The sequence below is a fragment of the Hymenobacter setariae genome, from assembly GCF_007713685.1.
Taxonomy (GTDB): Bacteria; Bacteroidota; Bacteroidia; order Cytophagales; family Hymenobacteraceae; genus Hymenobacter; species Hymenobacter setariae.
Genome location: NZ_VMRJ01000001.1, coordinates 446,618 through 471,254, shown reverse-complemented (window position 1 = coordinate 471,254; position 24,637 = coordinate 446,618). Strand labels below are relative to the sequence as shown.

Genomic DNA, 24,637 nt, shown 5'->3' with positions numbered 1-24,637 from the left:
CTTTTCTCTTCTTTTCCGCCACACGTTGCACATTATGCTCGAAGTCGTTGACCTCCACAAAGCTTACGGCCAGCACGAAGTGTTGCGCGGGGTGAGCTTGGCCGTGCGGCCAGGCACTATTCACGGCTTGGTCGGAGCCAATGGCGCGGGTAAAACGACGCTTATCAATTGCCTCTACGGGCTGGAAACCGGTTTTACGGGCGTGATACGAGCTGCGGCAGGGGGCGGCTCAGTGCGCGAATGCACGGGCTTGGTGCCCTACGAGCCTCATTTCTACCCGCGCCTGACGGGGCGCGAATACGTAGAGTTTTGCCTGCAAACGCGGCGGCGAGCCGTGCCCGACCTGCGCCCTTGGAACCAGCTGCTTGACCTACCGCTCGACCAATATGCCGACGAATATTCGGCCGGTATGAAGAAAAAGCTGGCGCTGCTCGCCGTATTGGTGCAAGACTTTGCCTACCTCATTCTGGATGAGCCTTTCAATGGTCTCGACCTCGAAGCCAACCTGCTGCTCAAAGAAATACTGAAGCGCCTACGCGAACGCGGCACTGGCCTGTTGCTTACCTCGCACATCCTAGGTACCCTCACCGAGGTGGCCGACGAGGCTAGCGTGCTGGTAAGCGGCCGGGTGCAGCGCCATTACACGGCCGCCGAATTTGGCACCCTAGAAGCCGACTTGCTGGCCGCCCTGCACGGCGAAAAACTGGCGCACTTGCGCACGTTGCTGTAGGTGTAGCGTGGGCTTTGTAGTCCGCGCTACTATAAAGCCAGATAAAACCCGCCCAACAGCGCCCGAAACGCCGCTGAATACGCACCATCGGCGTCTTGAATCACCAGATTGCCGGTCCAGAGTCTGTCCGGTTCTCCCCGCCCGAAGGTGCTTATGCTGCGCGTAGCGCGCCCGCCCGGCCGATGCTGCACCACGAGGCGCGTTTGCGCGGGCAACCCCGCGGCCGCCGCTTCGTGCTCAAACTGCTGCATCTCGGGTGGGGGCAGCAGCACCGTGAGGGTGCCACCTAGGGCCAGGTGCGCTGCCGCGAAGCTGATAATGTCGCCAAACGTGAGCGAGTTTTCACCCTCGTGCCGGGCAGTGGCGCGGGCCGCATCGGGTGGCGCCAGGCTGCGCCGAAAAAACGGCGGATTGCAAATGATGTGGCTAAATAGGCCCGGTTGCGTAGCCGCGTAGGCTGCTAAGCTCAGTGAGTGCACCTGCATGCGGTTGGCCCACGGACTAACCGCCACATTGGCTGCTGCTTGGGCGGCGGCGGCTGAGTCTATTTCTATTGCTTCAATAGCCGCCGTGGGGGCGCGCTGGGCCGCCATGAGCGCTAGCAGTCCGGTTCCGGTACCTAGGTCGAGGATGCGGGTAGCGTCTGTCAGGTTGGCTGCCGCGCCTAGGATGCAGGCATCGGTGCTGACTTTTTGGGCACAGTCAGCTTGGTCTATGCGAAACTGCTGAAACTGGAAGTAGTCGTTGGGCAATCAGGTTAATTAAAAATATTTATGTGAGATTTATGATATACATTGAGCTGTTTGACTATTGTTGCGTTCGTAAATAATCTAGGATTTCGCTTTCAGTAAAATAATAAGTGTTTCCAATTTTTACTTTTCCGTGTAACAGTACTTGTTGCATAAACATCTTTAGTAATAATTGCTGGTTATCATGTTTTGAAGTGTATTCGATAGCGCTGATTTTGGATTTGTATTTTTCGCATATGTAAAACCAAAATTCTTTGTCAATATCAGAATTAATGACGGCAATAGTTTTTCTAAATGAATATTTATTGCAATAATTTAGACAATTAACAAAGATGGTCTCCTTGTCTTCTGCTGAGATAGGTATTTTGCTTTTCCAATGAGTGAAATCTAAATAAATTCTTTTGCCATCGATATATGTAAAGCCAATATACACGGATTCAGTCTCTGTGATATACTCAATATCTTCTCCTCGCAATCCAATACTAACTATTGGGTATGCTATAGATATTTTGTTTTTATTCCAGAAATTAAACATAATCAAAGTATGTATAATTGATTGTTATTCATATCGGTTTCGGCATAAGTAAGCTTGCATTTTTATATCTCATTTTATCTTGGAAAGATAAAATGAGTACTTTATATTCAAGTAATTCACCCCAGCGCCTCGTACCCCTCGTCCACCAGCAAACCCTTACCTAGGGCGCTTTGCACGGCGAGCACGTCACAGCGCTCGTTTTCGGGGTGGCCGGCGTGACCTTTTATCCACTTGAAGGAGACTTTGCGGTTTTGGTACACGCGTAGGAAACGGCGCCACAGGTCCTCGTTGGCCTTTTTGGCGAAGTCGGGCTTGGTGGCCCAGTTGAAGACCCAGCGCTTTTCGACGGCATCAACCACATACTTCGAGTCGGACACGACCAAGATGGGGATTTCGGGGCGCGTCACGGCTTCGAGGCCCACTATCACGGCTAGCAGCTCCATGCGGTTGTTGGTGGTGCGGCGGAAGCCCTGCGTCAGTTCTTTTTCGTGGGGGCCGTAGCGCAAGATGGTGCCGTAGCCGCCAGGGCCGGGGTTGCCGCGCGACGAGCCATCGGTGAAGAGGGTAATCAAAGGAATGCTGAACTAGCGCGGCCTCACGCGAGGACCTCACGAGCCCCCTGTGGGGCGGCCCTCTGCTTGGGAAGAGGGCCGCCGACCGCAAATAGATAATAAGGGACGCTAGCGAACGTCCGGCTCCTCTCTTCCGAAGGAGAGGGGCTGCCTTACAGGGGGCTCGTGAGGTCCCCCGCAGGCGGAGTGGTTACTTTACCACCTCCTCACTACGGACTTTTTCAAAAAACTGCACCAGTGCCTCAAACGCCGCATCGGGCACGGCTGGGAAGTTGGCGATGCGCAGGCTCGTAGTTTTCCAATCGCCGTAGCCCGAGCCGAGCTGCAAGCCAAACTCGTCGCGGGCGCGGCGCTTCACTTCGTCAATAACGGCGGGCGGGCCTTGCAGGCCGATAACGGTAGTAGAGCGCGCTTCGGGGTTTTCGATGAGCGGGCGCAGCCCTAGGGGCTGCACTTGCTCGAAGTAATCGTAGAGCTTCTGGGCGCGCTCCTGCAAGTGCGGCGCAATGACCTTGATGCCTTCGCGGGCCTGCAACACCCGGCTGAGCAGATAGATACCCAGCACGTTGGGCGTGTGCGTGGTCTGGTGGTTCAGCATGTTCGATACCATGCTGTTGATGCTGTTGTAATGGGCCTTATCGCCGATTTCGCGGGCGCGGGCCACGGCGCGGGGCGACAGCACCATGAGGCCCAGGCCGGCGGGCAGGCCCAGGCACTTCTGCACCGAGCCGTACCACACGTCGGCCTTGATGAACTTGAGCTGCACCCCACCTAGCGACGACGTGGCATCAATGGCCAACAAGGCCGGGCCGAGGCGATTGAAGACATTCAGAACGAACGAGTCGCGCAGCTGGGTGGCGGTGCTGGTCTCGTTCTGGGTGAGGCACACGAGGTCGGTTTCCTCGGGGTTGAAGGGCAGCGTGGCCGGGTCGGGCACGTCGTTGATGTCGAAGCGCAGGCCGGTGCAGCCGGGACGCAGGGCGCGGGCGTAGTCAAACCACTTTTGCCCAAACGCGCCATTATAAAGGTGAAACGAACGGCGCGGCGTGAGGCTCTGGGCCAGAATTTCCCAGCACTCGGTGGCCGACGATGTGAACAGGATGGTATAGTCTTGCGGGATGTTGAGCTTGGCGCGGGCCTGGTCGAGGCAGTGGCGCACCAGCGCCGTGAAGCGCTCGCCCCGGTGCGGGGCCGACAGCCAGCCCTCTTCGAAGGCGTCGGTCAGGTACTGGCGCAGCTCGGGGTACACGGCCGCGGGGCCGGGATTGAAGGTGTAAGTCGGGAGAGTTGCCATAGTAGCGGCAAAGGTATTCAGCAGTAGCCCCGACTTTGCAGTCCGAGCGCGAGCGTAGCGAGTATCTTATGCTAGCAGATATTTGCTCACGTGGATGCTTGCGGTGCGCGCGCTTGGGCTATAAAGTCGGGGCTACTGCCGCTTACCGCCGGCCAAAGCCCACCGGCCTAGGGCGCTGGCGCAGCAAATAGTGCAGGGCCAGCCGGTAGCTTTCGAGCCCAAAGCCCGCGATGCTGCCCACGCAGTGCTTGCCGATGTAGCTGACGTGCCGAAAGTCTTCGCGCCCTGCTAGGTTGCTTAGGTGCACCTCTATCACGGGCAGGCCGGCGCCGGCCACGGCGGCCACGGCATCACCGAGGGCTACGCTGGTGTGGGTGAAACCACCCGCATTGAGTACCACAGCTTGGCTGGCGCTTTCGGCGCCGGTTTCGCCCCAGCCCGCGGCAGCGTGTAGGCGGTCGAGCAGCACGCCTTCGTGGTTGCTTTGGAAGGAAGTGAGCGTGAGGTCGGGAAAGTCAGCTTGCAGCTCGGGCAAATAGTCGTCGAACGAGCGATGGCCATAAATGTGCGGTTCGCGGCGACCTAGGAGGTTGAGGTTAGGGCCGTTAAGAATGAGAATGTTCACGAGGCTGGAAAATTAAATGCGAAGCCATTTTTTAGAGGTCTCGCTAAAAGAAACGTCAGGTCATGCAGCGCGCAGCGAAGCATTTCGCGTGCTTACGATAGCAAACGTTAGAGCATTACTGCGCCAAGCGAGATGCTTCGCTGCGCGCTGCATGACCTGACGGATGAGCGGTTTAAGTAATTAGACTTACCAGCTACTACCACCGCCAGGTGTACGTCTGACCTGGTTTGGTGGCTAGGTCGTAGTCGGCTGTTGCGGCTGGTGCTTCAGCGCTAGCCTGAGCCCCAAAATACTCGCCTTGCTGGTAAAAAGAATTTGTATTACGGCCGCTGGCGGGGGTGAGGGAGGGGCCGCCAGCGGGCTTGAGACCAGCCGGTAGCCGCAGCCGCAGGTTGCCACCTAGGGCCGAGCGCACCGTAAGGCCGGCGAGGCGGCCTTGCTCCCAGCGCAGTGCCACTACCTCGAAGCCGCCGCGCGCGCGCAGGCCAGTGGCCGTGCCGCTGGGCCAGGCGCTGGGCAGGGCGGGCAGCAGGTGCAGGGCGCCGTCGTGGCTTTGCAGCAGCATTTCGGCCATGCCGGCCGTACCCGCAAAGTTGCCGTCAATCTGGAAGGGCGGGTGGGCATCGAAGAGGTTGGGGTAGGTGCCGCCGGCCCGGCCGCCCTGCGGGGGCACATAAGTGAGCAGCTGGCGCACCAGGCGGTGGGCGTGGTCGCCATCGAGCAGGCGGGCCCACCAGTTTATTTTCCAGCCCTTGCTCCAGCCAGTGCCCTCATCACCTCTTATTTCCAGGCTCTTGCGGGCGGCGGCCAGCAGAGTGGGGCTGGTGTGGGGCGTGATTTCCCAGCCGGGGTACAGGCCGTAGAGGTGCGAGGCGTGGCGGTGTCTAGGGTCAGTTTCGGTGAACTCCTGCGACCACTCTAAGAGCTGCCCCTGGCTGCCTACTTGCAGTGGCAATAGGCGGGCCGTGGCCGCTTGCAGGCTGTCGCGCAGCGGCGCATCTACGCCTAGGGTCGCCGAGGCCTGCCGCACGCTGGCAAACAGGTCGCGGATGATGGACAAGTCCATGGTAGTGCCTACCGATACGCTCTGCTCGCGGCCGTTGGCGTCCTTAAACTTGTTTTCGGGCGTAGTCGAAGGGGCCGTTACCAAGTGGCCTTTGCCATCATCCACCAGCCAATCGAGCGAAAACTGGGCCGCCGATTTCATGAGCGGATATGCCCGGCGCAAAAACGCTTGGTCGCCGGTGTATAGATAGTGCTCCCAGAGGTGGCGGCACAGCCAGTTGCCGCCCATGTACCAGTTGGCCCACACGGGGTCGCCGTCGCCGCGGTTGCCCACCGGGTACGACATGGCCCAGATATCGGAGTTGTGGTGCGTCACCCAGCCGCGCGTGCCATAAAACTCGCGGGCCGTGGCGCGGCCAGTGCGGGCCAGGCCGGGCAGCCAGTCGAGCAGCGGCTGGTGCAGCTCGCTGAGGCCGGTGGCCTCGGCGGGCCAGTAGTTCATCTGGGTGTTGATGTTGATGGTGTAGTTGGAGCTCCAGGGCGCCCGAAGTTCCTTGTTCCAGATGCCTTGCAGGTTGGCAGGCGGCCCGCCGGGGCGCGACGACGAAATCAGCAAATAGCGCCCAAACTGGAAGTACAGCGCCTCGAGCCCCACATCGGAAGCGCCGCCCGTGTAGGCACGCAGGCGCTCATTAGTGGGCAAGGCGGGGCCACCGGTGCCCGCCGAGGGTGCGGCCAGCGTGAGGGTAGCCCGGTTGAACAAGGGTTGGTAGTCGGCGAGGTGGCGGCGCAGCAGCGTTGCATAGCTGCGGCCACTGGCAGCGCGTAGGGCGGCAGCGGCCAGCGCGTCTTCGTTCAGGCCCTGGCTATCGGGGCACTTATCGAAGCCATTAAAGGAAGTAGCAGCCGCGATGAAAAGCACTACCTCCGTGGCGCCGCGCACATGCAGGCCGGCGGTGTCGGCTTGCACTTTGCCTTGCTTAGTAGCGGCCCGCAGGCGGTACTCAAAGCGCATGCCGTTGCAGCCGGCGGTGTCGGCCTGCACAATGGGCTGGCGGCCGGGCTTGTTGTAATAGTTGGGGTCCACGCGGGCCGGGGCCTTGCCGCGCACCAGCAGCTCGCCCTGCGGGGTGGTAGTGGCCTGGTAGCGCAGCAGCGAGCGGGCCGAGATATCTAGGTTGAGCTTGCCGGGCTGGCTGCTGGTTAAGCGCAGCACCAGCACCTTGTCCGGGGCCGAGGCAAAAAGCGTGCGCTCGTAGCGCACGCCCCCAGCCGTGAAGCGCGTGGTGGCCGTGGCGGTAGCTAGGTCGAGGTCACGGTAGTAGTCAGTGGGCGTTTGGCCACCTAGGTCCTGGCGCAGGTGCACATCGCCGAGCGGCAGATATGACTGTGAGTAGAAGCCCTGCATCTGGTGGGTTAGGCGGTCGGCCCGGCCGTAGTCTTGGTCTTGCAGTAGCGCCTGGCGCACCTGCGGCAGCACCGCCGCCGAGCCAGGGTTGATGCCGGTTTTCACCGGGCCGCCGCTCCACAGGGTGCTCTCGTTGAGCTGCAGCAGTTCGTGTTCGGCGCCGCCGAAGGTCATTGCCCCAAGGCGCCCATTGCCCACGGGCAGGGCCTCGACCCACTGCTGGGCGGGCTGTGCATACCAAAGCTTATTGGCTGGTTGGACTGGTGGCGTTTGCGCCTGGGCGACTACGGCGAATAGGCCCAGCAGCGCTGCTAGCCCGCGGCCCCTAGGTGGCACTTTTGAAAGAAACAGCATGAAGGCAGTTTGGATGGGTAAAATGAGCGTAGCGAAAGCGCGCCGGGCGTGCCAGTGACCGCGCAGAACCGGCCTACCTCGGCGGTGAGGCGAATCTGCCCGACTTTTGCGGCGCGGCTCGTTCTCACGCCGCAAGTAACTCACCCCGTACCAAAGTGACCTGGCCCCAAGCTATCAAGCAGTTCGACGGCTACCTGCGCCTGGAAAAGTCGCTCTCGCCCAATTCGGTCGAAGCCTACGTGCGCGACGTGCGCAAGCTGCACCAGTGGCTGGAGTTCGAAAACCTCAAGGCCAACCCCTTGCAGGTAACCACGCGCCTGCTCCGCGATTTTCTAGCTACTCTCACCGACCTAGGGCTGTCGAGCACTTCGCAGGCGCGCACCCTCTCGGGCCTCAAGGCTTTCTATGAATTTCTCATCATGGAGGACATACTCAAAATTGACCCCACCGATACGCTCGAATCGCCGAAGCCCGGCCGCCACCTGCCCGACACCCTATCGTACCCCGACATTGAACGGCTGCTCGGGGCCATCGACCTCAGCACCAGCGAGGGCCTGCGCAGCCGCGCTCTGCTGGAGGTGCTGTACTCATCGGGCCTACGCGTGAGCGAGCTCTGCGATTTAAAGCTTTCGAATCTCTACTTCGAGCAGGGCTTTATGCGGGTGCTGGGCAAGGGCAACAAGGAGCGGCTGGTGCCTATTGGGCGTGAGGCCGTGAAGCACCTGCACTTCTACCTAGGCGGTGTGCGCCAGCATTTGAATGTGCAGCCAGGCTACGAAGACATCGTGTTTTTGAGCCACCGCGGGCGGCAGCTTTCGCGCATCACGGTCTTCACGACCATCAAGAAGCTGGCTGAGCTGGCCGGCCTGCGGCAAACTATCAGCCCGCACACCTTGCGCCACTCCTTCGCCACGCACCTGCTCGAAGGTGGGGCTGACCTACGGGCGGTGCAGGAAATGCTGGGCCACGTCTCCATCACTACCACTGAAATTTATACCCACCTTGACCGCGACTACCTGCGGCAGGTGATTACGGAGTTTCACCCGCGTAGTTAGCCAGGCAGGCGAGTTAACCTACTACTGCGCTTGCTTTGCTCGCAAGGGCAGGCACCCGCTACTTCGCACTATCACTACTCACCACTACTAATTGAAGCCTATCTACCGCGCCCTGCTGGGGCTTCTACTTTTTCTGCTGCCGCTGGTGGCCCTAGGGCCCCGCACATTCATCCTGCTGCACGATAACCTGGAGGCCGAGGTAGTGTGGGCGCACCTGCTGGCCAAGCTCCACTTGGCCCTGGCCCACGGCCCCGGCGCAGTGGTGCAGCCTATAATGGATGGGCTGCCGCGGGCCGCGCTGCGCTCGGGGCTAAGCGTCACGATTTTTATTTTTCACCTGCTGCCCACCGCGCCACTGGCGGCTTACCTGCTGCACGAGGCGCTGGTGCGTGTGGTCGGGCTGCTGAGCATGTACTGGCTGCTGCGCCGCTACGGCTTGGCCCAGCCCGAGCAGCGCGGCCTGGCAGCGGCTGTGGCGCTGCTGTGGGCGGCGCTGCCAGCCTATAGCATCTTTGGGCTGAGCGTGCTGGGCCAGCCGGCGCTGCTGCGGGCCGCGCTAGACTTGCGCGCCGGGCGTGCCCGTTGGGGGGCGTGGTTGGTGTGCGCGGCGCTGCCGTGGTGGTCGTCGTTTGTGTTGGTGGGGCCGTTTGTGGCGGTGGGGTGGGGGCTGGGCCTGCTGCTCGACCTAGGGCGGCGCGGTCGGGCGGCGTGGCCCGCCACTGGGCGCGGGCTGGCCGGGCTGGCCGGGCTGGCCTTGCTGCTGGCCAGCTACGTGCTGGTTGAGTGGCAGCTATTCTACAGCCTGCTGGTGGCCAAAGATTTTATAGCGCACCGCGAAGAGTTTGACTTGGCGCGCTTGGCCCGGCCCGGCCTAGGCCGCGGGCTGCGCGAGGCCACGCAGCTGTTCTGGCTGGGGCACTACCATGCCAGCCCATTCTTCAAAGGCGGTATTTTATTGGCCGTGGTTGTGGGGCTGGGTCGCCTGGGAGGCGCGCAGCGCGGGCGGCTGGGCCGCCAGGTGGCAGGGCTGCTGGCAGTCATTACGGGGCTGAGCTTGCTAGCGGGCCTACTGCCGCAGGTGTCGGCCGCATTGCAAGGGCGGCTTCCGTTGCTACACGCCTTTTCGCTGGGGCGGTTTTATTTTTTGCTGGCACTGCCCTGGGTACTGGTATTAGTGCTCGTGCTGCGCCAACTGCCATCTAGGCGACTAGCTTTTGCCCTGGTGGCGCTGCAAGTGCCTTTTGCGCTAGCCGCCAACCCAGAGTTCACTAACAACGTGCGTTCCCTGGCAGGCAGGCCTAAGCCTGATGCGCCGGGCTATGCCGCCTACGTGGCGCCCGGGCTGCTGGGGCAGGCGCGGGCGTTTATTCAAGCCCGCACGGGCCAGTTGCCGCCCGCCTACCGCGTGGCCTGCCTAGGCCTGCCGCCGGCAGTGGCGCAGTTCAACGGGTTTTATACCCTCGACTCGTACCAGACGCTGTACCCCTTAGCTTACAAGCACGCCTTCCGGCCACTCATTGCTGGCGAGCTCGCCAAAAGCCCCGAGCTGGCTACGTACTTCGATGCCTGGGGCAATCGCTGCTACTTATTCTCGGCTGAGCTTGGGCGCGATTTTCTGGTGGGTAAGCGGCCGGTGCGTACCGTACAGCACTGGGCTTTCGACGCGGCTGCTTTCCGGCGGCTGGGTGGGCGCTACGTGCTGTCGGCAGTGCGCCTGGCCCGGCCTGCCGAAAGCGGGCTGCGTCCGCTGGGCGTGTTCGACGACTCGGGCGCTTTCTGGCGGTTACACCTCTACGAAGTGCTACCGCCTGCCACAAGCAGCCACTAGGGGAGGAGCGCTCTCCCCTAGGGTGCCAAGACGAATCAAACGTTTGTGTTGTGCTAAAAACACCTACGCCGTAGTCGCACGAGGCGGGGGCGCTTGCAAGCCGCGCTGGGCATCGAGTCGCTGGCAGTCGCGCAGCCACATGGCGGCATCAGCCAGAGTCGAGAAGAATTGTAACTCAAACTTGCCCGCAAATGGGTTGTGCTGGAGCAGCAGCCCTAGGTCGTCTTCGGTGTGCGGCTGCAGCACGTGCGCCACGTAGCGCAACCCCAGCCGCTCAGTCTGAGGCGCCCAGATGCGCTGGAGCCAATCGACCGAGTCGAACCACGGCCCTAGCACCTGGCTATTGTCATTGAGCAGGTAGGGCACTTGCGACAAATGGAGCTGCTGCACCATGGCGGCGGCCCCGTGCTGGCCGTCGGGCGTGGTCACTACGCCCTTCCAAGTGGCTTGTAGCCAGTGGTCGGTTTCGTTGTACTCGGCGCGGCAATATTCGCGGCCATCTGGGTGCGTAAAACTATAAGTAAGCATTGGAAAAGTGCAGGAGCGGAAGGATAATGAATAGTAAACAGTAGAGCAGATAAAAGTTAGATAATTACGCCTGTTGACGCCAAAGCTAAGCTACGGGTTGCTTCAAAACCGCGCCCTATAGCGTAGATTTGACTTTTCCGCTTGCTCCGCGCATGGCTTCGAACAACTACAAAAATCCGACAACTGGCCCGGCGGCCTCCAACCGCCCGGCCCCCGCCGCCCCCCCCGAAAACGGGGCCGCGCGCCCGCGCGGCAATACCCCGCGCCCGGCTGCCGGCGCTCCGCCTGCGGCAGCGGCTGGCCCCGCTCGGCCTGCTGCCGCTGCGCCCCGCGCCCGCGCCGCGGGCGGTGGGGCTGCCCGCCCTGCCGCGGCCCCCAAGCCTACCCGCACGGGCCCACGCCCTGGCCTAGGCAACGTGCTCGCGCTGCTCCGCGACCGGCGCTTTCACCTTATGGTGGGCTTCGGCTTGCTGCTAAGCTCGCTGTATCTCACCATCGCGTTTACCTCGTTCCTGTTCAGCGGGCGCGCCGACCAAAGCGTCGTGGCCGCTCTAGGTACCATTCCGGTGAAGGAAGCCGGGCAGGAATCGGGCAACTGGCTGGGCCTGCTCGGGGCTTGGCTCTCCGAGAAGCTCATCTACCGGGGCTTCGGGCTGTCGGCCTACGCTCTCATTCCGATAGTATTCTTCCTAGGCTACAAAATTGTGTTTCGGCGGGCCAGAGGCTCGGTGAGCTACGTGCTGGCGCTGGGCCTGTTTACGATGTTGTGGACCAGCGCCTTGCTGGGCTACGTGGTAGTGCAGATGGAGCAGCCTGGCACCGACCCGCTGGAGGCGCATCGCTTCGACTGGCTCAGCGGCGGCGCGGGCTACGAAATGGCTTTCTGGTTGCAGTCGCTCATCGGCTGGGGCACGGTGCTATTGCTGGCCTTCGGGCTGCTAGCGTTCGTGGTGTACTTCTTCAACATCACCAGCCTAGACCTCAACCTAGGCGGCAAAGACGACGAGGAAGACGCGGAGCTAGAGGAGGAATTGGCGCCAACACCCGCTGCCACCGCTACGCCCGCCGCCAAAGCTGCGCCCCGCCCCGCCCCAGCAGCTCCCACGCGCCAAGTAGCAGTGCTGGAAGAGGAGGACGAAGACGAGCCCCTGCCCACTCGTGAGCCAGAGTATGAACCTGCGCCCCGCCCCAGTCCGCTCAAAGCCCCCGTGCCATTGGCGGGTCCCAGCCTGGAAATAGCTGGTGACCCAGCCGACGAGCCCAGTGCTGAGCTACCCCTGGTAAGTGGGGTAGGAGCTCCCATTGCGCTGGCTACCACACCTCTTAGCGTGCCGGCCGTTGCGCCAGCGGCTGCCGCTGGGCCGGCTTTCTCCTTCGAGCTGCCCGAAGCTGAGCCCGAGGTAATAGCGCCGCTAGCGCCTAGCATCCCGACGCCACTCTCGCTGGCCGACCTGGCTGATGCCAACGCGCCGCTGCCCATGCCTAGCCTCAAGCACCAGGTGCCAAGTACCAACTTGGAAATAACCGTGCCCAGCCGCGACGACCTTGACCCCAATGCTGGGGCCGACATCGCGGCCGTGGCCGATGAGCAGGAAGACGCCGACGCCATGCCCGACGTCAACTATGACCCTACGCTCGACCTCTCGCGCTACCAGTTCCCGACCCTAGAGCTGCTCAACGACTATGGCGTGGCCAAAGCTCAGGTAACTAAGGAAGAACTGGAAGCCAATAAGGACCGCATTGTTGAGACCTTAGGGCACTACAGCATCGCCATTGCCAGCATCAAGGCCACCATCGGGCCCACGGTTACGCTCTACGAGATTGTACCCGAGGCCGGTATTCGCATCTCCAAAATCAAGAGTCTGGAAGATGATATTGCCCTGAGCCTGGCCGCCCTAGGTATCCGTATCATCGCCCCAATTCCGGGCAAAGGCACCATCGGTATTGAGGTGCCAAACACCAAAAAAGAGATGGTGAGCATCCGCTCGGTGCTGGGCTCCGAGAAGTTTGCCCGCTCCGAAATGGACCTGCCAGTGGCTTTCGGCCGCACCATTACCAACGAAGTGTTCGTGGCCGACTTGGCCAAGATGCCTCACTTGCTGATGGCGGGTGCTACCGGCCAGGGTAAGTCGGTGGGCTTGAACGTAATTCTAGCCTCGCTGCTCTACAAGCGCCACCCCGCGCAACTCAAGTTTGTGCTGGTTGACCCGAAGAAGGTAGAACTCAGCATCTTTAATAAGATTGAGCGCCACTTCCTAGCCAAACTGCCCGACACCGAGGAGGCTATCATTACCGACACCAAGAAGGTAGTGAATACCCTGAACTCGCTGTGCATGGAGATGGACCGCCGCTACGACCTGCTGAAAGAAGCTGGCTGCCGCAACCTCAAGGAGTACAACCTCAAGTTCGTTGAGCGCCGCCTGAATCCCAAGAAAGGCCACCGCTTCTTGCCGTTTATCGTGCTGGTAATCGACGAGCTGGCAGACCTCATGATGACGGCCGGCAAAGAGGTCGAAACGCCCATTGCGCGCCTTGCGCAGCTGGCCCGCGCCATTGGTATTCACCTCATCGTGGCTACTCAGCGCCCCAGCGTAAACGTGATTACGGGCATCATCAAGGCCAACTTCCCCTGCCGGATTTCCTTTAAGGTGACCAGCAAAATCGACTCACGCACTATCCTCGACACTGGCGGAGCCGACCAGCTCATCGGCCAGGGCGACATGCTGTTCTCGGCCGGCTCGGACCTCATTCGGGTGCAGTGCGCTTTCATCGACACGCCCGAGGTAGACCGCGTGTGCGACTACATCGGCGAGCAGCAGGGCTACCCCGATGCCTACCTGCTGCCCGAAGTAGCTGGTGCCGATGGCGACAGCGATGGCGATGCTGGCGACCTCGATTTGAGCGAGCGCGACTCGATGTTTGAGGAAGCGGCCCGCTGCATTGTGCTGCACCAGCAGGGCTCTACCTCGCTCATTCAGCGCAAGCTCAAGCTGGGTTACAACCGCTCGGGCCGCATCGTCGACCAGCTGGAACGCGCCGGCATCGTGGGCCCCTTCCAAGGCTCGAAGCAGCGCGATGTGCTCATTCCCGACGAGTACCAGCTAGAGCAGCTGCTGAACACGCTGCCCAAGTAGTTGCTAGCTACCAAGTAGCAAGTGGCAGATAAGGTCTACTTTCTGAAAAGGAAGTAGACCTTATTGGTTATAGAGCTGCTTACTAGCTTGTTGAATGGTAAATGTTACTTGTTAAATGACTTTTGGCCTCGCTTTTGCGTAAGGCAGTTTCATCCGGCCCCAACTAGCCCGGTTTTCTATTTCCCATGACTCAGAAATTTTCCCTGCTGGCGCTGGCCGCTACCCTGGCCCTGCCCGCCGCCGCGCAGCAAGACCCTAAGGCCGGTAAAATCCTCGATGCCGTTAGTGCCAAATACACTGCCCTCAAATCGTTTCAAGCGGGCTTTACCCAAACCCTGGAAAACCCAGCCGCTAAGCTGAAGCAAAACCTAAGCGGCGACGTGACCGTGAGCGGCCAGAAATATCACCTCAAGGCGAACGGCCAAGAGGTTATAAACGACGGTAAAACCACTTGGACGTACCTCAAAAACGAGAACGAGGTAAACGTTTCGGACGCTGACCCCACCAATCAGGATATGTCGCCGGCCCAGATGTACACCATGTACAAGAAAGGCTATAAGTACACCTACGTGAAGTCGCTGAAGGACGGTGGCGTAGCCAGCGACCTCATCGAGCTCTCACCGGAAGACCGTAAAAACGACGTGTTTAAGGTGCAAATTATCGTGGGCACGGCTGACAAAGCTATCCACAGTGTGAAAACCTTCAAGAAGAACGGTACGCGCACTACATTCACTCTCAAGAACTTCAAGCCAAATGTGCCCGTTACGGCCAGCACGTTCGCCTTTGACAAAGCCCAGTACCCCGGCGTGAAGGTGATAGACCTGCGGTAAGTGCACCCTAGGGCACTTGCTAGCCCCTAGGTGCCGATTTTTAACTCGCCCTGCTTCAGTCCGAAGCGGGGCGTTTTACTTTTACGGAGCGCTACTTTGGGCAAATTGCCCTAGGTTGTTATTGTCCTAATGAAAGAAGATTTCCTCCATTACGTCTGGCAGCACCAATACTTCGACAAGGGTGACCTGCGCACTACCGGCGGCGAGGAGATTCAGGTGTTGCGCCCCGGCCAGCGCAACGCCGACGCGGGCCCCGACTTTCTCAACGCGCGCCTGCGCCTGGGCGACGTGGAGTGGAACGGCTCCGTTGAAATCCATTTGCGAGCCAGCGATTGGCAGCGCCATAATCACCAAACTGACAAGAAATACGACCAGGTAGTGCTGCACGTGGTGCACGCCGCCGACGCCGACGTGCACCGCACCAACGGCAGCCTCATTCCGACCCTGACGCTGGCCTCGCGCTTGGCGCCCGACCTGCTCAGTCGCTACGAGGCCCTCATGCAGGCGCCGCCCGCTGCCGCGCTACCCTGCGCGCCCCTGCTCGGCCAAGTGCCCATGCTAGTGCGCACCATGATGACCGAGCGAGCACTGCTAGAGCGCGTAGAGCAGAAGGCTGAGACACTAGCCGCGCTGCACGAGCACCTAGGGCACGACTGGGAAGCCACGGCCTACCATGCCCTGATGGCGGCTTTCGGCTTCCAAAAAAACAGCGAGCCCCTGACCCGCCTCGCTAAGGCCGTGCCGCTTTCCCTGGTGCGCCGCCACCGCTACGACCAGCGCCAGCTCGAAGCCTTGCTGTTTGGGCAAGCTGGTATGTTGGCCGAAACCCCCGAAACCACGGCTGATGACTACCTACGCGACCTGCGGCAGGAATACGAATTTCTAAGCCACAAGTACAACCTAGAGCCCACCGCACTGGCGGCCCACGAGTGGAATTACTTGCGCCTGCGGCCTGCCAATTTCCCGGCCGTGCGGCTAGGGCAGCTGGTGGGGCTGCTGCACCGCCGCCCCGCGCTGTTTGATGCCCTACTTACGGCACAAAGCGTGCTGGCGCTCAGTGAGTTTTTTGCGAGTGCGCCGGCCCCCGCGTACTGGCAGCAGCACTTCCGGCCCGGCCGGCCGGGCAAGGTGCCGGGGCTGGGTAAAAGCAGTATTGAGCTGTTGATTATTAACGTAGTAGTGCCGCTGCGTGTGGCTTACGCCCGGCACGTCGGCCAGCACGAACTAGTCGAAAGCAGCATAACATTGCTGAGCGAACTGCCTGCCGAGCACAACCAGTACACTGACCTCTACGAGGACCTAGGCTTTGAGCACCGCACGGCCGCCGACTCGCAGGGCATACTGGCCTTGCATAAAGGCTACTGCCAGCCACGGCGCTGCCTGCACTGCGCCATCGGCGGGCGGCTGGTGGGCGGCGACTCCACGCGGCTGCGCATTAACCGATGAAGCTAGCCCTAGCTATTCTACTGAATCTGCTGGCGGCCCTGGCCCTAAGGTGGTGGCTGCGCCGCGAGTACCGCCAGGCCGAGCCGGGGCTGCGGCGCTGGCTGCTGCCGGCGCTAGCCTTGCGCATAGTGGCGGGTATGTTCCAGTATAGCTCCGACGCGCAGTTTATGCATGCCTGGGGGCAAGGATTTACGGCCCGGCTTTGGGCGCAGCCTGCGGCTGGTTGGGCTGCCTTATGGCACGGTAGTCAGGTGTGGTATGGTCCTTACACCTGGAGTGTGTATCAGTGGTCTAATACCTTATTTATCAGCAAGCTGTTGGCGCTGCTAAATCTTGCTACACTCGGCAGTTTCTGGCTGAATGGCGTTTACCTAAGCCTAGGCTGCGGCGTGGCGTGCTGGTGGCTGGTGCGCACACTGCGCCAGCTGTGGCCGGCAGCGCCGTTAGGCGCGAGCCTTGTGGCGTTCTTGCTGTGGCCTTCGGTGGTGTGGTGGTCGTCTGGTATCACTAAAGAAACGCTGGTACTGGGTAGCGGCGCTCTGCTAGTATCATTGGTAGTCAGTAGTTTGTATGGTGAAGGTGCTTGGGGGCGAAAGCGCTTAGGCTGGTGGCTCTTGCTATTGGGCCTGGCGTGGCTGCACGTGCGCCTGCGCTATTTCTTCGCCCTGCCGCTGCTGGGCAGTTTGCTAGCCCTAGCTGGGGTAGAGTGGGCCGCGCGGCGCGGTTGGCTGCGGGCTGGATGGCGCGGGCAGGGCCTAGGGCTGCTTGGAGGTGTAGCCCTAGCTGGGGCACTGATAGTGGCAGTAGGCGGCGAGCCGGTGTCACAGGCATTTGTGACCAGCCAGCTTTGGGGAAATTACGTGCACGGCATAGCCACTTCTACGGGACGCCCTCACGTGGTATATCAGGGCTTGCAGCCGACGGTGAGCAGCATGGCGATGCATTTTCCGCTGGCTGTGACCCAAGCCCTGGTGCGCCCTTGGCTGGGCGAGTCGGCGGCCTTGCGGTACGTGGGCGTTGGGCTCGAAAACCTATTAGTAGTCGGGCTACTGGTCATGGCAATTATTGCTGCGGGGCGCGGCCGGCCTGGCCGGCTGCCGGCCGCACTGGTACTGGCACTACTGCTATACTGCGTGGTATTGGCTGGCCTTACTGGCCTGAGCACGCCCAACCTAGGGACGCTGCTGCGCTACCGCACTGTGTTCTTGCCGTGGCTGCTGTGGCTGCTGCTGCAAAATGACTACGCTCGCCGCCTGCTGCGGCGGTTGGGCCTTCCCGACTGAACCAGGCCAACCCTAGGGCGGTTGCGCTGTTTACTGCTGCTTATAGCGCGTAACTTTGCTTTTTATGGAAAACCCCGTTATCATTCTCGGCGCGCAGGCCGTCGGCACGGCCGCCCTGGATGCGTTTCTCTCCAACGATGTCGTCGTGTATTGCATTCTCGACGACGACCCCAAACTGCACAACACTGAGCTGCTCGACGTGCCCGTGATGGGCAACACCGACGACGGCGAACTGCTAAAATTGCTCGGTAAGAAATGCGAAGTATTTGTAGCTACTGAAGATACCGCCAGCCGCCGCAGCCTCACCAAGATGCTGCGCGACGACTACGAGGTAGTGCCTGTCAACAGCATTCACCAACGCGCCAGCGTGTCGGCCCACGCCGAGCTAGGCCACGGCAACTACGTGGGTCCTAATGCAGTAGTGGCCGCCACGGCTAAGCTGGGCCAAGGCATTCTGGTGGGCGCTAATGCCGTAATCGAAGGCCAAGCTAACATTGGTGATTATGCCCAGTTGGGTACCGGCGCGCAAATAGGTGTGGGTGCCAGCGTAGGCGCTGGAGCATTTGTAGGAGCTGGTGCGGTGCTGGTGGCTGGTATCAAGGTTGGCGACAAAGCCCGTGTAGGCGCGGGTTCGGTTGTAGTGGCCGATGTTCCAGCCAACCAGACTGTATTCGGCAACCCGGCGAAACAGGTGTAAATTTTGTTATCAGTTGCTGGTTGTCCGTTGTTAGCGCCTAATGATAAGGCTGTAATAACGGACAACAGCGAAACTGGTAACCGACAACGAGTAACTAACCACTATGAGCTATCAAGTCCTTCTTTATTATTGCTATACGCCCATTGAAAATCCCGAGCAATTCCGCGACGAGCACCATCGACTGTGCCTCGACTTGGACTTGCGGGGGCGCATTATCGTAGCCGCGGAGGGCCTGAATGGCACCGTGTCGGGCACCCGCGAGGCGTGCGCGGGCTACATGGCAGCCGTGAAGGCCGACCCGCGCTTTGCGGCGCTAGAGTTCAAGATTGACGAAGTCGAAGCCCACACTTTCCAGAAGCTGCACGTGCGGCTGAAAGATGAGATTGTGCACAGTAGCCTGCGCCACGTGCGGCCCCACGAAAAAACCGGCCAGCACCTGACGCCTCAGGAGTTTAAGGAGCTGAAAGACCGTGACGATGTAGTAGTGGTCGATGTGCGTTCGGACTACGAGTACAACCTAGGACGCTTCAAAAATGCCGTAACGCTGGATATCGAAAATTTCCGCGATTTTCCTGACCGCGTCGAGCGCTTGCAGGAGTTCAAGGATAAGAAAATCCTGACTTACTGCACCGGCGGCGTAAAGTGCGAGAAGGCCAGCGCGTTTTTGCTAGAGCAGGGCTTCGAAAACGTGTACCAGCTCCACGGAGGCATCATCAAGTACGGGCACGAGGTAGGCGGCGAAGATTTCGACGGCCAGTGCTATGTGTTTGATGGCCGCGTAGCGGTCGACGTGAATACGGTGAACCCCACCGTGATTTCGCGCTGCCACCACTGCCAGCAGCCCTCGCCCCGCCTCATCAACTGCGCCAACCCGCACTGCAACGCCCACCTGCCGCTCTGCGAAAGCTGCGGCGAATTGCTGGCCGGCGCATGCTCGGAGGCCTGTGCGGCGCACCCCGACAAGCGGCCCTATGATGGCACGGGCACGTATCCGAAAATCAGCAACCACTACACACCGGCCCAGGGCCTGGCGTCGTATAGGGGGTAGCGCAATTTTTGTTGTTTGTCGTGCTGAACACAAGGAAGCATCTCGCGTAGTGCACTAACCTAGAATAAAAGGATTGCTGCGCCACGCAAGATGCTTCCCTGCGTTCAGCATGACACTAGTTAAGTAACAACCTAGCCCATGATTCCTGAATCCGAACTTATCCTGAACGCCGACGGCACGATTTATCACCTAAATCTGCTGCCCGACCATATCTCCGACACTATCCTAACGGTGGGCGACCCGGCGCGGGTGGCGCAGGTGAGCCGGCATTTTGATTCTATCGAGTTTGAGGGCGTGCACCGCGAGTTTGTGACGCACGTGGGCTACTACCGCGGCAAGCGCCTCACGGTGCTGAGCACCGGCATGGGCACCGATAACATCGACATCGTGATGAACGAGTTAGATGCGCTGGTGAACATCGACTTTATGTCGCGCACCGTGCGGCCGCACGAGGAGCGGATGAGCCTGCGTATCATTCGCCTAGGTACCAGCGGTAGCCTCCAGCCCGACGTGCCTGTGGGTGCGCTGCTGGCCACCCAGCACGCCGTGGGCCTCGACTCACTGATGCAGTTTTACCCGCTCATGGAAACGGGCCTCGAAACGCAGGTAGCCAAGGACTTGCAAAAGTCGCTGGACCTGCCTTTTGCGCCCTACGTGGTGCGCGGCTCCGACCTGCTGCGCGAGCAATTGGCCGGCGACTTACTTATCGGCAACACGGTCACCTGCCCCGGCTTCTATGGCCCACAGGGCCGCCGTCTGCGCCTCGACTTGCGCCAGCCCGACTACATGCAGCGCCTGCAAAGCTTCCGCCACCAAAGTCCGGAGGGGGATTTCCGCCTCTCTAACTTCGAGATGGAAACGGCTGGCTATTACGCCCTAGGGCAGTTGCTAGGCCACGAGGTGCTGAGCCTCAACGCCATCGTGGCCAACCGTGCCACTGGCGAGTTTGCCAAAGACGCGGGCGACATTGTGGACCGTCTCATTAGCCGCACGTTAGCTTTATTATAGACCGCAGCTGCAAGCGAAAAAGTCGTACGTAACGGAGACATCTGCCTCTGTTACGTACGACTTTTTCGCTTGCAGCTGCGGTCTAATTAGCTTTCTAAGCCTAACACCGCACGCAGCGGCAGGTTGATATCGCCTTTCAGTGTCAAGTAGTTGGCATGGGCAGTGAGCACCATGGCCCGCACGCGCTTGGTGTGGCCATCGGCGGTGCGGAAGAAAATCGTGGTTTTGGTGTGGTTAGTGTTGGTGAGCAGCACGGCGCGCTCAGCGTCGGCGCGTCGGCGCTTTTGTTGGTCGGGGTCTTGAGCGAGTACATCGTCGTGAACAAACTCTAATCCTGTAAGTTGTTCGCGGTCAATGGTTTCAACTGAGTCGTCGGTGGGAAGGTAGAACATGGTAGCAGAAAGAGATAAATGAAACAGTAGTAAAGCAATCACGCAAGCCTGAAGACGAGCTGAAAAAGGCCCCGAAGCCAACAGTCCTAGGTAGGTATTTGCGTTACTATGCGCCTTGAAACAGCATACGCAGGATGTAACGCTTCAGGTTTGCTAAAATTTCATCTAAAATTCATAATTGCTTTTGTCGTTATACCTCGGCGGCCAGAAATTCCATCGTGTCGATGCCATCGGCGTAGTCGGTCACACCAGGGGTCTGGGCTCGGCCAAACGGGAACGAGCCTGGGTAGCGCCCACCGGCCGACACAAGGCATTGCGTTTGGGCAGCCACGTTGGTAAGCTGGTCGAGCAGGTCAATCTCTTGAGTGTAGGTGCTGTAGTGCACCACCGAAATAGGCGACACCACCGCCTCGCGCTCAGTAAGTAGCAGGAAGCCGTTGTCGAAATGCGGCACCGCATTTACCAGCAGAATGCTCTTGTTGTAATCGTAATTATTCTGGTACTTGTGGTGGTCGAGCACGCGCTGGTAGGGCTGGAGCGCATTGAGCAGGGGCACAAAATCATAACCCTCGGGCACGTAGAGCTTACTCACGTTGCGACAGCCTAGGCCATAGTATTGAAAGATATCGGAGCCTAGTTGGGCGAGCTCTTCGGCCGATTCGTGTCCTGTGAGGATACCTAGGCTGGTGCGGTTGCGCCGGATGAGGTGCGGCTTGTTGCGGAAGTAATACTCGAAGTAGCGCGCCGTATTATCCGAGCCGGTGGCGATGAAGGCATCGGCCGCATTGAGGCGCTCCACGAACTGAATATGCTCGGCGAAAGCAGGCTCAATCTCAGTCAGCTCCTTGGCAATCCACAGCATAAGCACAGTGTCTTCTTTGCTGGGCTTGGCCAGCAGCGTGTGGCCACTAAGGAGCACGCACAACAGGTCGTGAAAGCCTACTAGCGGGATATTGCCAGCCATCACCACACCTACTTGGCGGGGCTCGGTAGGCTCGGCGGGGTAGCGGCCGGCCCACTGGCTTAGCTGGGGCTCTTGCAGCAGGTGGGCAATGCCCGCGATGGCGGCGCGCACATTGGGCAGGTCAAACCACCCGTTGCGATTGCGGGCGCGGGCCGCTAGGTCGGTGAGTTCGTCGTCGGTGAGGGTAGCGAGGCGTTGGCCTAGGGCCGCGAACGCGGCGAGGCGGGAAGCATGGTTCAGCATAGAAAAAGGGTGGCGGCAAGCCCGGATGCGACCTACCTTTGAGGGCGCAATGCAGCCGTGACTATTGTTTTTACGTACAGTCCGGCAGCTTGACTAGCAAAATTACTCATTAGTATAAGGAGACGACGGCAATGGCCATCATGATAACCGACGAGTGCATCAATTGTGGTGCCTGCGAACCGGAATGCCCCAACACCGCTATTTACGAGGGCGGCGCCCAGTGGCGCTGGGCCGATGGCACCAAGCTCAAAGAAGTAGAAACGGCTGATGGCAAGCAAGTTGGCGGCACCGACCCCCAGCGCCCGGTATCGAACGAATACTACTACATCGTGACTGACAAATGCACCGAGTGCGTAGGCTTTCACGAAGAGCCGCAGTGCGCCGCCGTGTGCCCCGTCGATTGCTGCGTAGATGACCCCGACCACCGCGAAACCCGCGAGCGCCTAACTCAAAAGCAGGCGTGGCTGCACAAAACGGCCGCGTAGTTTTTGCACGCCGCTTAGTTACACCTTCGTTTGCCAGCCTACGGGTGCGGCAAGCGAAGGTGTTTTTTGGGTAGAAGCATGAGCTAATGCAACTTGCAGCTTCATTAGCTGCGCAGTGCGTCGATGACCAACCTCAAAGGAAAGTTTTGGAAAGTAGGCCGCTGGTATGGGGCTATTTTTATCGTTTTGCTGGCTTTCCGGCTGCTATATGGCTACGTGGGCACGAGCACCGGCCGCGGCGATGACTACAGCGATGACTTCTTTAGTAGCATCGAAAACTTGCGTCGCAATTACGCCTCTGAGAAGTTTGCCCCCGAGAAAATAGCCTTGAAAAAGGATGTGGCAGCTTCGGCTAGCATCGCCTCAAACCAGAAGTTTGAGAAAACGGCTTCGGTAAAATCCAAGACTTCCGAGTTTGGACAGGACGAGAAGTTAGTTAAAGCGAAAACGTTGGCTTACAAGGCCATCATTCAATATGAGCAAAACCTAGGGCAGAAGGGCAACCGGCAAATTCACTTGTTAATAGGCGTACCCCCGGCCATGTTCGATAAGTTTTACCAGGAAATTCAGCAAATAGGCTCAGTAAAAGCCACGGAAATTACCAAAGTTGATAAAACCAACGAGTATCGGCAGCTCAACGCGAAGAAGGTTTCGATTGAGAAAACGCTGCAATCGCTAAATGAGCTAAAATCGAAGGGCGGGCAAATTGCCGATTTTGTGTCGCTCAACGACAAAATTTTGGAGATAGAAGAGAAGCTGCAGGAGCTAGGCGTAGAGCTTGGCAACTTCGACGCAGAGAATGAATTCTGCACGGTTAAATTCTCGCTTTACGAAGGCGCAACTGAGAAAAGCATTAGTTTCATTCACCGGCTGAAAGTAACTTTGGAGTGGACTATCAAGTACTTCGCAATCCTGGTTTTCGCTTCGCTAGGACTGTCGGTTACAATTTTCGTTTTGCTGCTCATTGCCGACAAACTTAAGCTGCTTACGGCGATAACCAACAACTTGCCTCAAGAGTAAGGACGCTAGCACGATTGTCAAAAGAGTTTTCGCTGGTCGTCCTGCTCAGCCGCCAGCAGCAACAGAAATTCCTCGCGCGACACTTCTTCCGCGCCCAGCGCTGCCATGTGCGGCGTCAGCTGCTGAATATCGAAGAAGCTAGCACCATGCGCCCGCAGGTGCTCGGCCAGCGCTAGCACCGCCAATTTGGAAGCATTAGGCTGGTGGTGAAACATGCTTTCGCCCGCAAACACGCCCTGCACGGCCACGCCGTAGAGGCCACCCACCAGTTCGGGGCCGTCCCAAACTTCCACGCTGTGCGCGTGGCCGGCGGCGTGCAGTGCCTCGTAGCCGTGCACTAGCTGTGGCGTTATCCAGGTGCCGTCCTGGCCGGGGCGGGGCTGCGCCTGGCACGCCCGCATCACCTGCCCAAAGGCCTGGTCGAAGCTGATGCGCCATGGCGACTGTCGCTGCGCCCGCGCTAGGCTGCGCCCCACGTGCAGCTTACTCAGGCGCAAAATGCCCCGCCTAGGTGGGCAGAACCAGGCCAGCGGCCACCCCGGCACCGGCCACGGAAAAATGCCCTGCGCGTATGCCGCTAGCAGGTTTTCGACGGTAGGCTGGCCACCTAGGAGCAATAGGCCGTCGAGGTCGTCGCGGGCGGCGGTAGGTGGGGGGAAGGTGAGGGGCATTAGACGTTTTTTAGTACTTCGATAACCCCCTCGTATTCTGGCAAATAAAAGCCATTAGAAAGCTTTTTGTAATAGTTGCGATATTTTTCTTCGAGTTTAGAATAGTGTGGATTATCGACAAGTTTGGCAAGGATGATTCCCAGGTTGCCCTCGTACTTAGGTCCGGAAAAAATACTTTTTCTAATTTCAATATTTACTTCTTTATCAAGCTCTTCTAAGCTGCTGTACTTTCCAAAAAATGGAATTGCTACGTTGTTAAATAAGTAAAGCAGCCTATGAAAGGAGGGAAGAATATCTGTTTCACTAGCCAAGGTGAGTCGGTAGCTATTTCCATCATTATAGAAGTTTTCCAAGGCAATACCAATAGTAGGAGTTGTTTTGTGATACTTAGCTTCAAAATAGGATGCTTTGTGGTAAATCTCTTCCACTAAATTCCTGCGTAGCAACACTCCTGAATTTATCTCCCATCCTTCACTACGCGTGAGAAAGATGAGTTGAAACTTCTCCCAGCCATCTTTTAGTCTGTTTGTGAACTCCGCTTGAGCCTTATTGAGCACAAAGCCAGCAGGCTTTAATTCTAGCGCCAAGAGGTCTAGTAGTGAGTTGCGGAGTTCGCGATTAGTCATTTTATGAAAGGACAAGCTGCTGACAAAAGTAAGCGCTTGAAAAACCTCTTTATACCACCAACCCAGCCCGCCGTACTTTTGCCAGCTAGTAGCCGCCAATCCTAGTT

General features: G+C 59.3%; 23 protein-coding genes. 12 read left to right on the top strand and 11 right to left on the bottom strand.

What is annotated here, in order from left to right; translation table 11 throughout:
• The first annotated feature begins 34 nt into the window (after positions 1-34).
• Positions 35-730, top strand: coding sequence for an ABC transporter ATP-binding protein (locus FNT36_RS01985; protein ID WP_144843583.1), 696 nt, complete (start codon positions 35-37; stop codon positions 728-730).
• A 29-nt stretch (positions 731-759) separates the two neighbouring features.
• Here the strand turns inward: FNT36_RS01985 and FNT36_RS01980 are convergent, their stop codons facing one another.
• From FNT36_RS01980 to FNT36_RS01955, 6 genes are all read right to left on the bottom strand, one after another.
• Entirely contained in the window at positions 760-1,482 is a 723-nt protein-coding gene (locus FNT36_RS01980) for a tRNA1(Val) (adenine(37)-N6)-methyltransferase (protein ID WP_144843580.1), read from the bottom strand.
• Positions 1,483-1,537: 55 nt separating this feature from the next.
• Entirely contained in the window at positions 1,538-2,014 is a 477-nt protein-coding gene (locus FNT36_RS01975) for a hypothetical protein (RefSeq protein WP_144843577.1), read from the bottom strand.
• 116 nt (positions 2,015-2,130) lie between these two features.
• Entirely contained in the window at positions 2,131-2,586 is a 456-nt protein-coding gene (locus tag FNT36_RS01970; RefSeq protein ID WP_144843574.1) for a ribonuclease H family protein, read from the bottom strand.
• Positions 2,587-2,776: 190 nt separating this feature from the next.
• On the bottom strand, positions 2,777-3,880 hold the full coding sequence (locus FNT36_RS01965) for an aminotransferase class V-fold PLP-dependent enzyme (RefSeq protein WP_144843571.1): 1,104 nt from the start codon (positions 3,878-3,880) through the stop codon (positions 2,777-2,779).
• A gap of 142 nt (positions 3,881-4,022) precedes the next feature.
• A complete protein-coding gene (locus FNT36_RS01960) occupies positions 4,023-4,505 on the bottom strand; it encodes a type II 3-dehydroquinate dehydratase (protein ID WP_144843568.1) in 483 nt (160 codons plus the stop codon).
• Positions 4,506-4,701: 196 nt separating this feature from the next.
• The gene (locus FNT36_RS01955) at positions 4,702-7,272 is read right to left on the bottom strand and encodes a glycoside hydrolase family 95 protein (RefSeq protein WP_144843565.1); all 2,571 of its coding nucleotides are present in this window, start codon (positions 7,270-7,272) and stop codon (positions 4,702-4,704) included.
• Positions 7,273-7,427: 155 nt separating this feature from the next.
• On the opposite strand from FNT36_RS01955, the gene xerD reads away from it, so the two are divergent.
• Entirely contained in the window at positions 7,428-8,327 is a 900-nt protein-coding gene (gene xerD / locus FNT36_RS01950) for a site-specific tyrosine recombinase XerD (RefSeq protein ID WP_144843562.1), read from the top strand.
• A 91-nt stretch (positions 8,328-8,418) separates the two neighbouring features.
• The gene (locus FNT36_RS01945; protein ID WP_144843559.1) at positions 8,419-10,155 is read left to right on the top strand and encodes a DUF6044 family protein; all 1,737 of its coding nucleotides are present in this window, start codon (positions 8,419-8,421) and stop codon (positions 10,153-10,155) included.
• Positions 10,156-10,218: 63 nt separating this feature from the next.
• Here FNT36_RS01945 and FNT36_RS01940 read toward each other — a convergent pair whose 3' ends face one another.
• Positions 10,219-10,683 carry a hypothetical protein gene (locus FNT36_RS01940; protein WP_144843556.1) on the bottom strand — a complete coding sequence of 155 codons (465 nt, stop codon included), beginning with the start codon at positions 10,681-10,683 and terminating at the stop codon, positions 10,219-10,221.
• A gap of 152 nt (positions 10,684-10,835) precedes the next feature.
• Between FNT36_RS01940 and FNT36_RS01935 the strand changes: the two genes are divergently transcribed.
• The 7 genes from FNT36_RS01935 (at position 10,836) to FNT36_RS01905 (ending at position 20,129) form a co-directional block, all read left to right on the top strand.
• A complete protein-coding gene (locus FNT36_RS01935; protein ID WP_233635604.1) occupies positions 10,836-13,817 on the top strand; it encodes an FtsK/SpoIIIE family DNA translocase in 2,982 nt (993 codons plus the stop codon).
• Positions 13,818-14,002: 185 nt separating this feature from the next.
• On the top strand, positions 14,003-14,647 hold the full coding sequence (locus tag FNT36_RS01930) for a LolA family protein (protein ID WP_144843553.1): 645 nt from the start codon (positions 14,003-14,005) through the stop codon (positions 14,645-14,647).
• A 129-nt stretch (positions 14,648-14,776) separates the two neighbouring features.
• Entirely contained in the window at positions 14,777-16,093 is a 1,317-nt protein-coding gene (locus tag FNT36_RS01925) for a DUF2851 family protein (RefSeq protein WP_144843550.1), read from the top strand.
• Entirely contained in the window at positions 16,090-17,376 is a 1,287-nt protein-coding gene (locus tag FNT36_RS01920; RefSeq protein WP_144843547.1) for a hypothetical protein, read from the top strand. The genes FNT36_RS01925 and FNT36_RS01920 overlap by 4 nt, the downstream gene beginning before the upstream one ends.
• Positions 17,377-17,440: 64 nt before the next feature.
• Complete coding sequence (locus tag FNT36_RS01915; protein ID WP_144843544.1) at positions 17,441-18,073, top strand: DapH/DapD/GlmU-related protein; 633 nt, start codon at positions 17,441-17,443, stop codon at positions 18,071-18,073.
• 103 nt (positions 18,074-18,176) lie between these two features.
• Complete coding sequence (trhO, locus tag FNT36_RS01910) at positions 18,177-19,121, top strand: oxygen-dependent tRNA uridine(34) hydroxylase TrhO (protein WP_144843541.1); 945 nt, start codon at positions 18,177-18,179, stop codon at positions 19,119-19,121.
• A 138-nt stretch (positions 19,122-19,259) separates the two neighbouring features.
• Positions 19,260-20,129 carry a nucleoside phosphorylase gene (locus FNT36_RS01905; protein WP_144843538.1) on the top strand — a complete coding sequence of 290 codons (870 nt, stop codon included), beginning with the start codon at positions 19,260-19,262 and terminating at the stop codon, positions 20,127-20,129.
• An 86-nt stretch (positions 20,130-20,215) separates the two neighbouring features.
• Here FNT36_RS01905 and FNT36_RS01900 read toward each other — a convergent pair whose 3' ends face one another.
• Both FNT36_RS01900 and FNT36_RS01895 read right to left on the bottom strand, forming a co-directional pair.
• Entirely contained in the window at positions 20,216-20,521 is a 306-nt protein-coding gene (locus tag FNT36_RS01900) for a hypothetical protein (protein ID WP_144843535.1), read from the bottom strand.
• A 190-nt stretch (positions 20,522-20,711) separates the two neighbouring features.
• Positions 20,712-21,728, bottom strand: a complete 1,017-nt coding sequence (locus FNT36_RS01895) for an acyl-CoA reductase (RefSeq protein WP_317129590.1) — start codon at positions 21,726-21,728, stop codon at positions 20,712-20,714.
• A gap of 131 nt (positions 21,729-21,859) precedes the next feature.
• Here FNT36_RS01895 and FNT36_RS01890 point away from each other — a divergent pair, with 131 nt between their 5' ends.
• Together FNT36_RS01890 and FNT36_RS01885 are read left to right on the top strand one after the other, a co-directional pair.
• Positions 21,860-22,213, top strand: coding sequence for a 4Fe-4S binding protein (locus FNT36_RS01890; protein ID WP_144843532.1), 354 nt, complete (start codon positions 21,860-21,862; stop codon positions 22,211-22,213).
• A gap of 123 nt (positions 22,214-22,336) precedes the next feature.
• Positions 22,337-23,233 carry a DUF4349 domain-containing protein gene (locus FNT36_RS01885; protein WP_144843529.1) on the top strand — a complete coding sequence of 299 codons (897 nt, stop codon included), beginning with the start codon at positions 22,337-22,339 and terminating at the stop codon, positions 23,231-23,233.
• Positions 23,234-23,250: 17 nt separating this feature from the next.
• Here the strand turns inward: FNT36_RS01885 and aat are convergent, their stop codons facing one another.
• Positions 23,251-23,904, bottom strand: a complete 654-nt coding sequence (gene aat / locus FNT36_RS01880) for a leucyl/phenylalanyl-tRNA--protein transferase (RefSeq protein WP_144843526.1) — start codon at positions 23,902-23,904, stop codon at positions 23,251-23,253.
• Complete coding sequence (locus tag FNT36_RS01875) at positions 23,904-24,629, bottom strand: hypothetical protein (RefSeq protein WP_144843523.1); 726 nt, start codon at positions 24,627-24,629, stop codon at positions 23,904-23,906. Before FNT36_RS01875 ends, aat begins: the two co-directional genes overlap by 1 nt.
• Positions 24,630-24,637: the final 8 nt, after the last annotated feature.

What these genes read in the sequence shown, in the direction of transcription:
- FNT36_RS01940 (WP_144843556.1), bottom strand. Translation starts at nt 10,683, where the DNA reads ATGCTTACTTATAGTTTTACGCACCCAGATGGCCGCGAATATTGCCGC.
- aat (WP_144843526.1), bottom strand. Translation starts at nt 23,904, where the DNA reads ATGCCCCTCACCTTCCCCCCACCTACCGCCGCCCGCGACGACCTCGAC.
- FNT36_RS01915 (WP_144843544.1), top strand. Translation starts at nt 17,441, where the DNA reads ATGGAAAACCCCGTTATCATTCTCGGCGCGCAGGCCGTCGGCACGGCC.
- trhO (WP_144843541.1), top strand. Translation starts at nt 18,177, where the DNA reads ATGAGCTATCAAGTCCTTCTTTATTATTGCTATACGCCCATTGAAAAT.
- FNT36_RS01920 (WP_144843547.1), top strand. Translation starts at nt 16,090, where the DNA reads ATGAAGCTAGCCCTAGCTATTCTACTGAATCTGCTGGCGGCCCTGGCC.
- FNT36_RS01935 (WP_233635604.1), top strand. Translation starts at nt 10,836, where the DNA reads ATGGCTTCGAACAACTACAAAAATCCGACAACTGGCCCGGCGGCCTCC.
- FNT36_RS01985 (WP_144843583.1), top strand. Translation starts at nt 35, where the DNA reads ATGCTCGAAGTCGTTGACCTCCACAAAGCTTACGGCCAGCACGAAGTG.
- FNT36_RS01885 (WP_144843529.1), top strand. Translation starts at nt 22,337, where the DNA reads ATGACCAACCTCAAAGGAAAGTTTTGGAAAGTAGGCCGCTGGTATGGG.
- FNT36_RS01930 (WP_144843553.1), top strand. Translation starts at nt 14,003, where the DNA reads ATGACTCAGAAATTTTCCCTGCTGGCGCTGGCCGCTACCCTGGCCCTG.
- FNT36_RS01955 (WP_144843565.1), bottom strand. Translation starts at nt 7,272, where the DNA reads ATGCTGTTTCTTTCAAAAGTGCCACCTAGGGGCCGCGGGCTAGCAGCG.
- FNT36_RS01905 (WP_144843538.1), top strand. Translation starts at nt 19,260, where the DNA reads ATGATTCCTGAATCCGAACTTATCCTGAACGCCGACGGCACGATTTAT.
- FNT36_RS01925 (WP_144843550.1), top strand. Translation starts at nt 14,777, where the DNA reads ATGAAAGAAGATTTCCTCCATTACGTCTGGCAGCACCAATACTTCGAC.
- FNT36_RS01890 (WP_144843532.1), top strand. Translation starts at nt 21,860, where the DNA reads ATGGCCATCATGATAACCGACGAGTGCATCAATTGTGGTGCCTGCGAA.
- FNT36_RS01975 (WP_144843577.1), bottom strand. Translation starts at nt 2,014, where the DNA reads ATGTTTAATTTCTGGAATAAAAACAAAATATCTATAGCATACCCAATA.
- FNT36_RS01965 (WP_144843571.1), bottom strand. Translation starts at nt 3,880, where the DNA reads ATGGCAACTCTCCCGACTTACACCTTCAATCCCGGCCCCGCGGCCGTG.
- FNT36_RS01900 (WP_144843535.1), bottom strand. Translation starts at nt 20,521, where the DNA reads ATGTTCTACCTTCCCACCGACGACTCAGTTGAAACCATTGACCGCGAA.
- FNT36_RS01895 (WP_317129590.1), bottom strand. Translation starts at nt 21,728, where the DNA reads ATGCTGAACCATGCTTCCCGCCTCGCCGCGTTCGCGGCCCTAGGCCAA.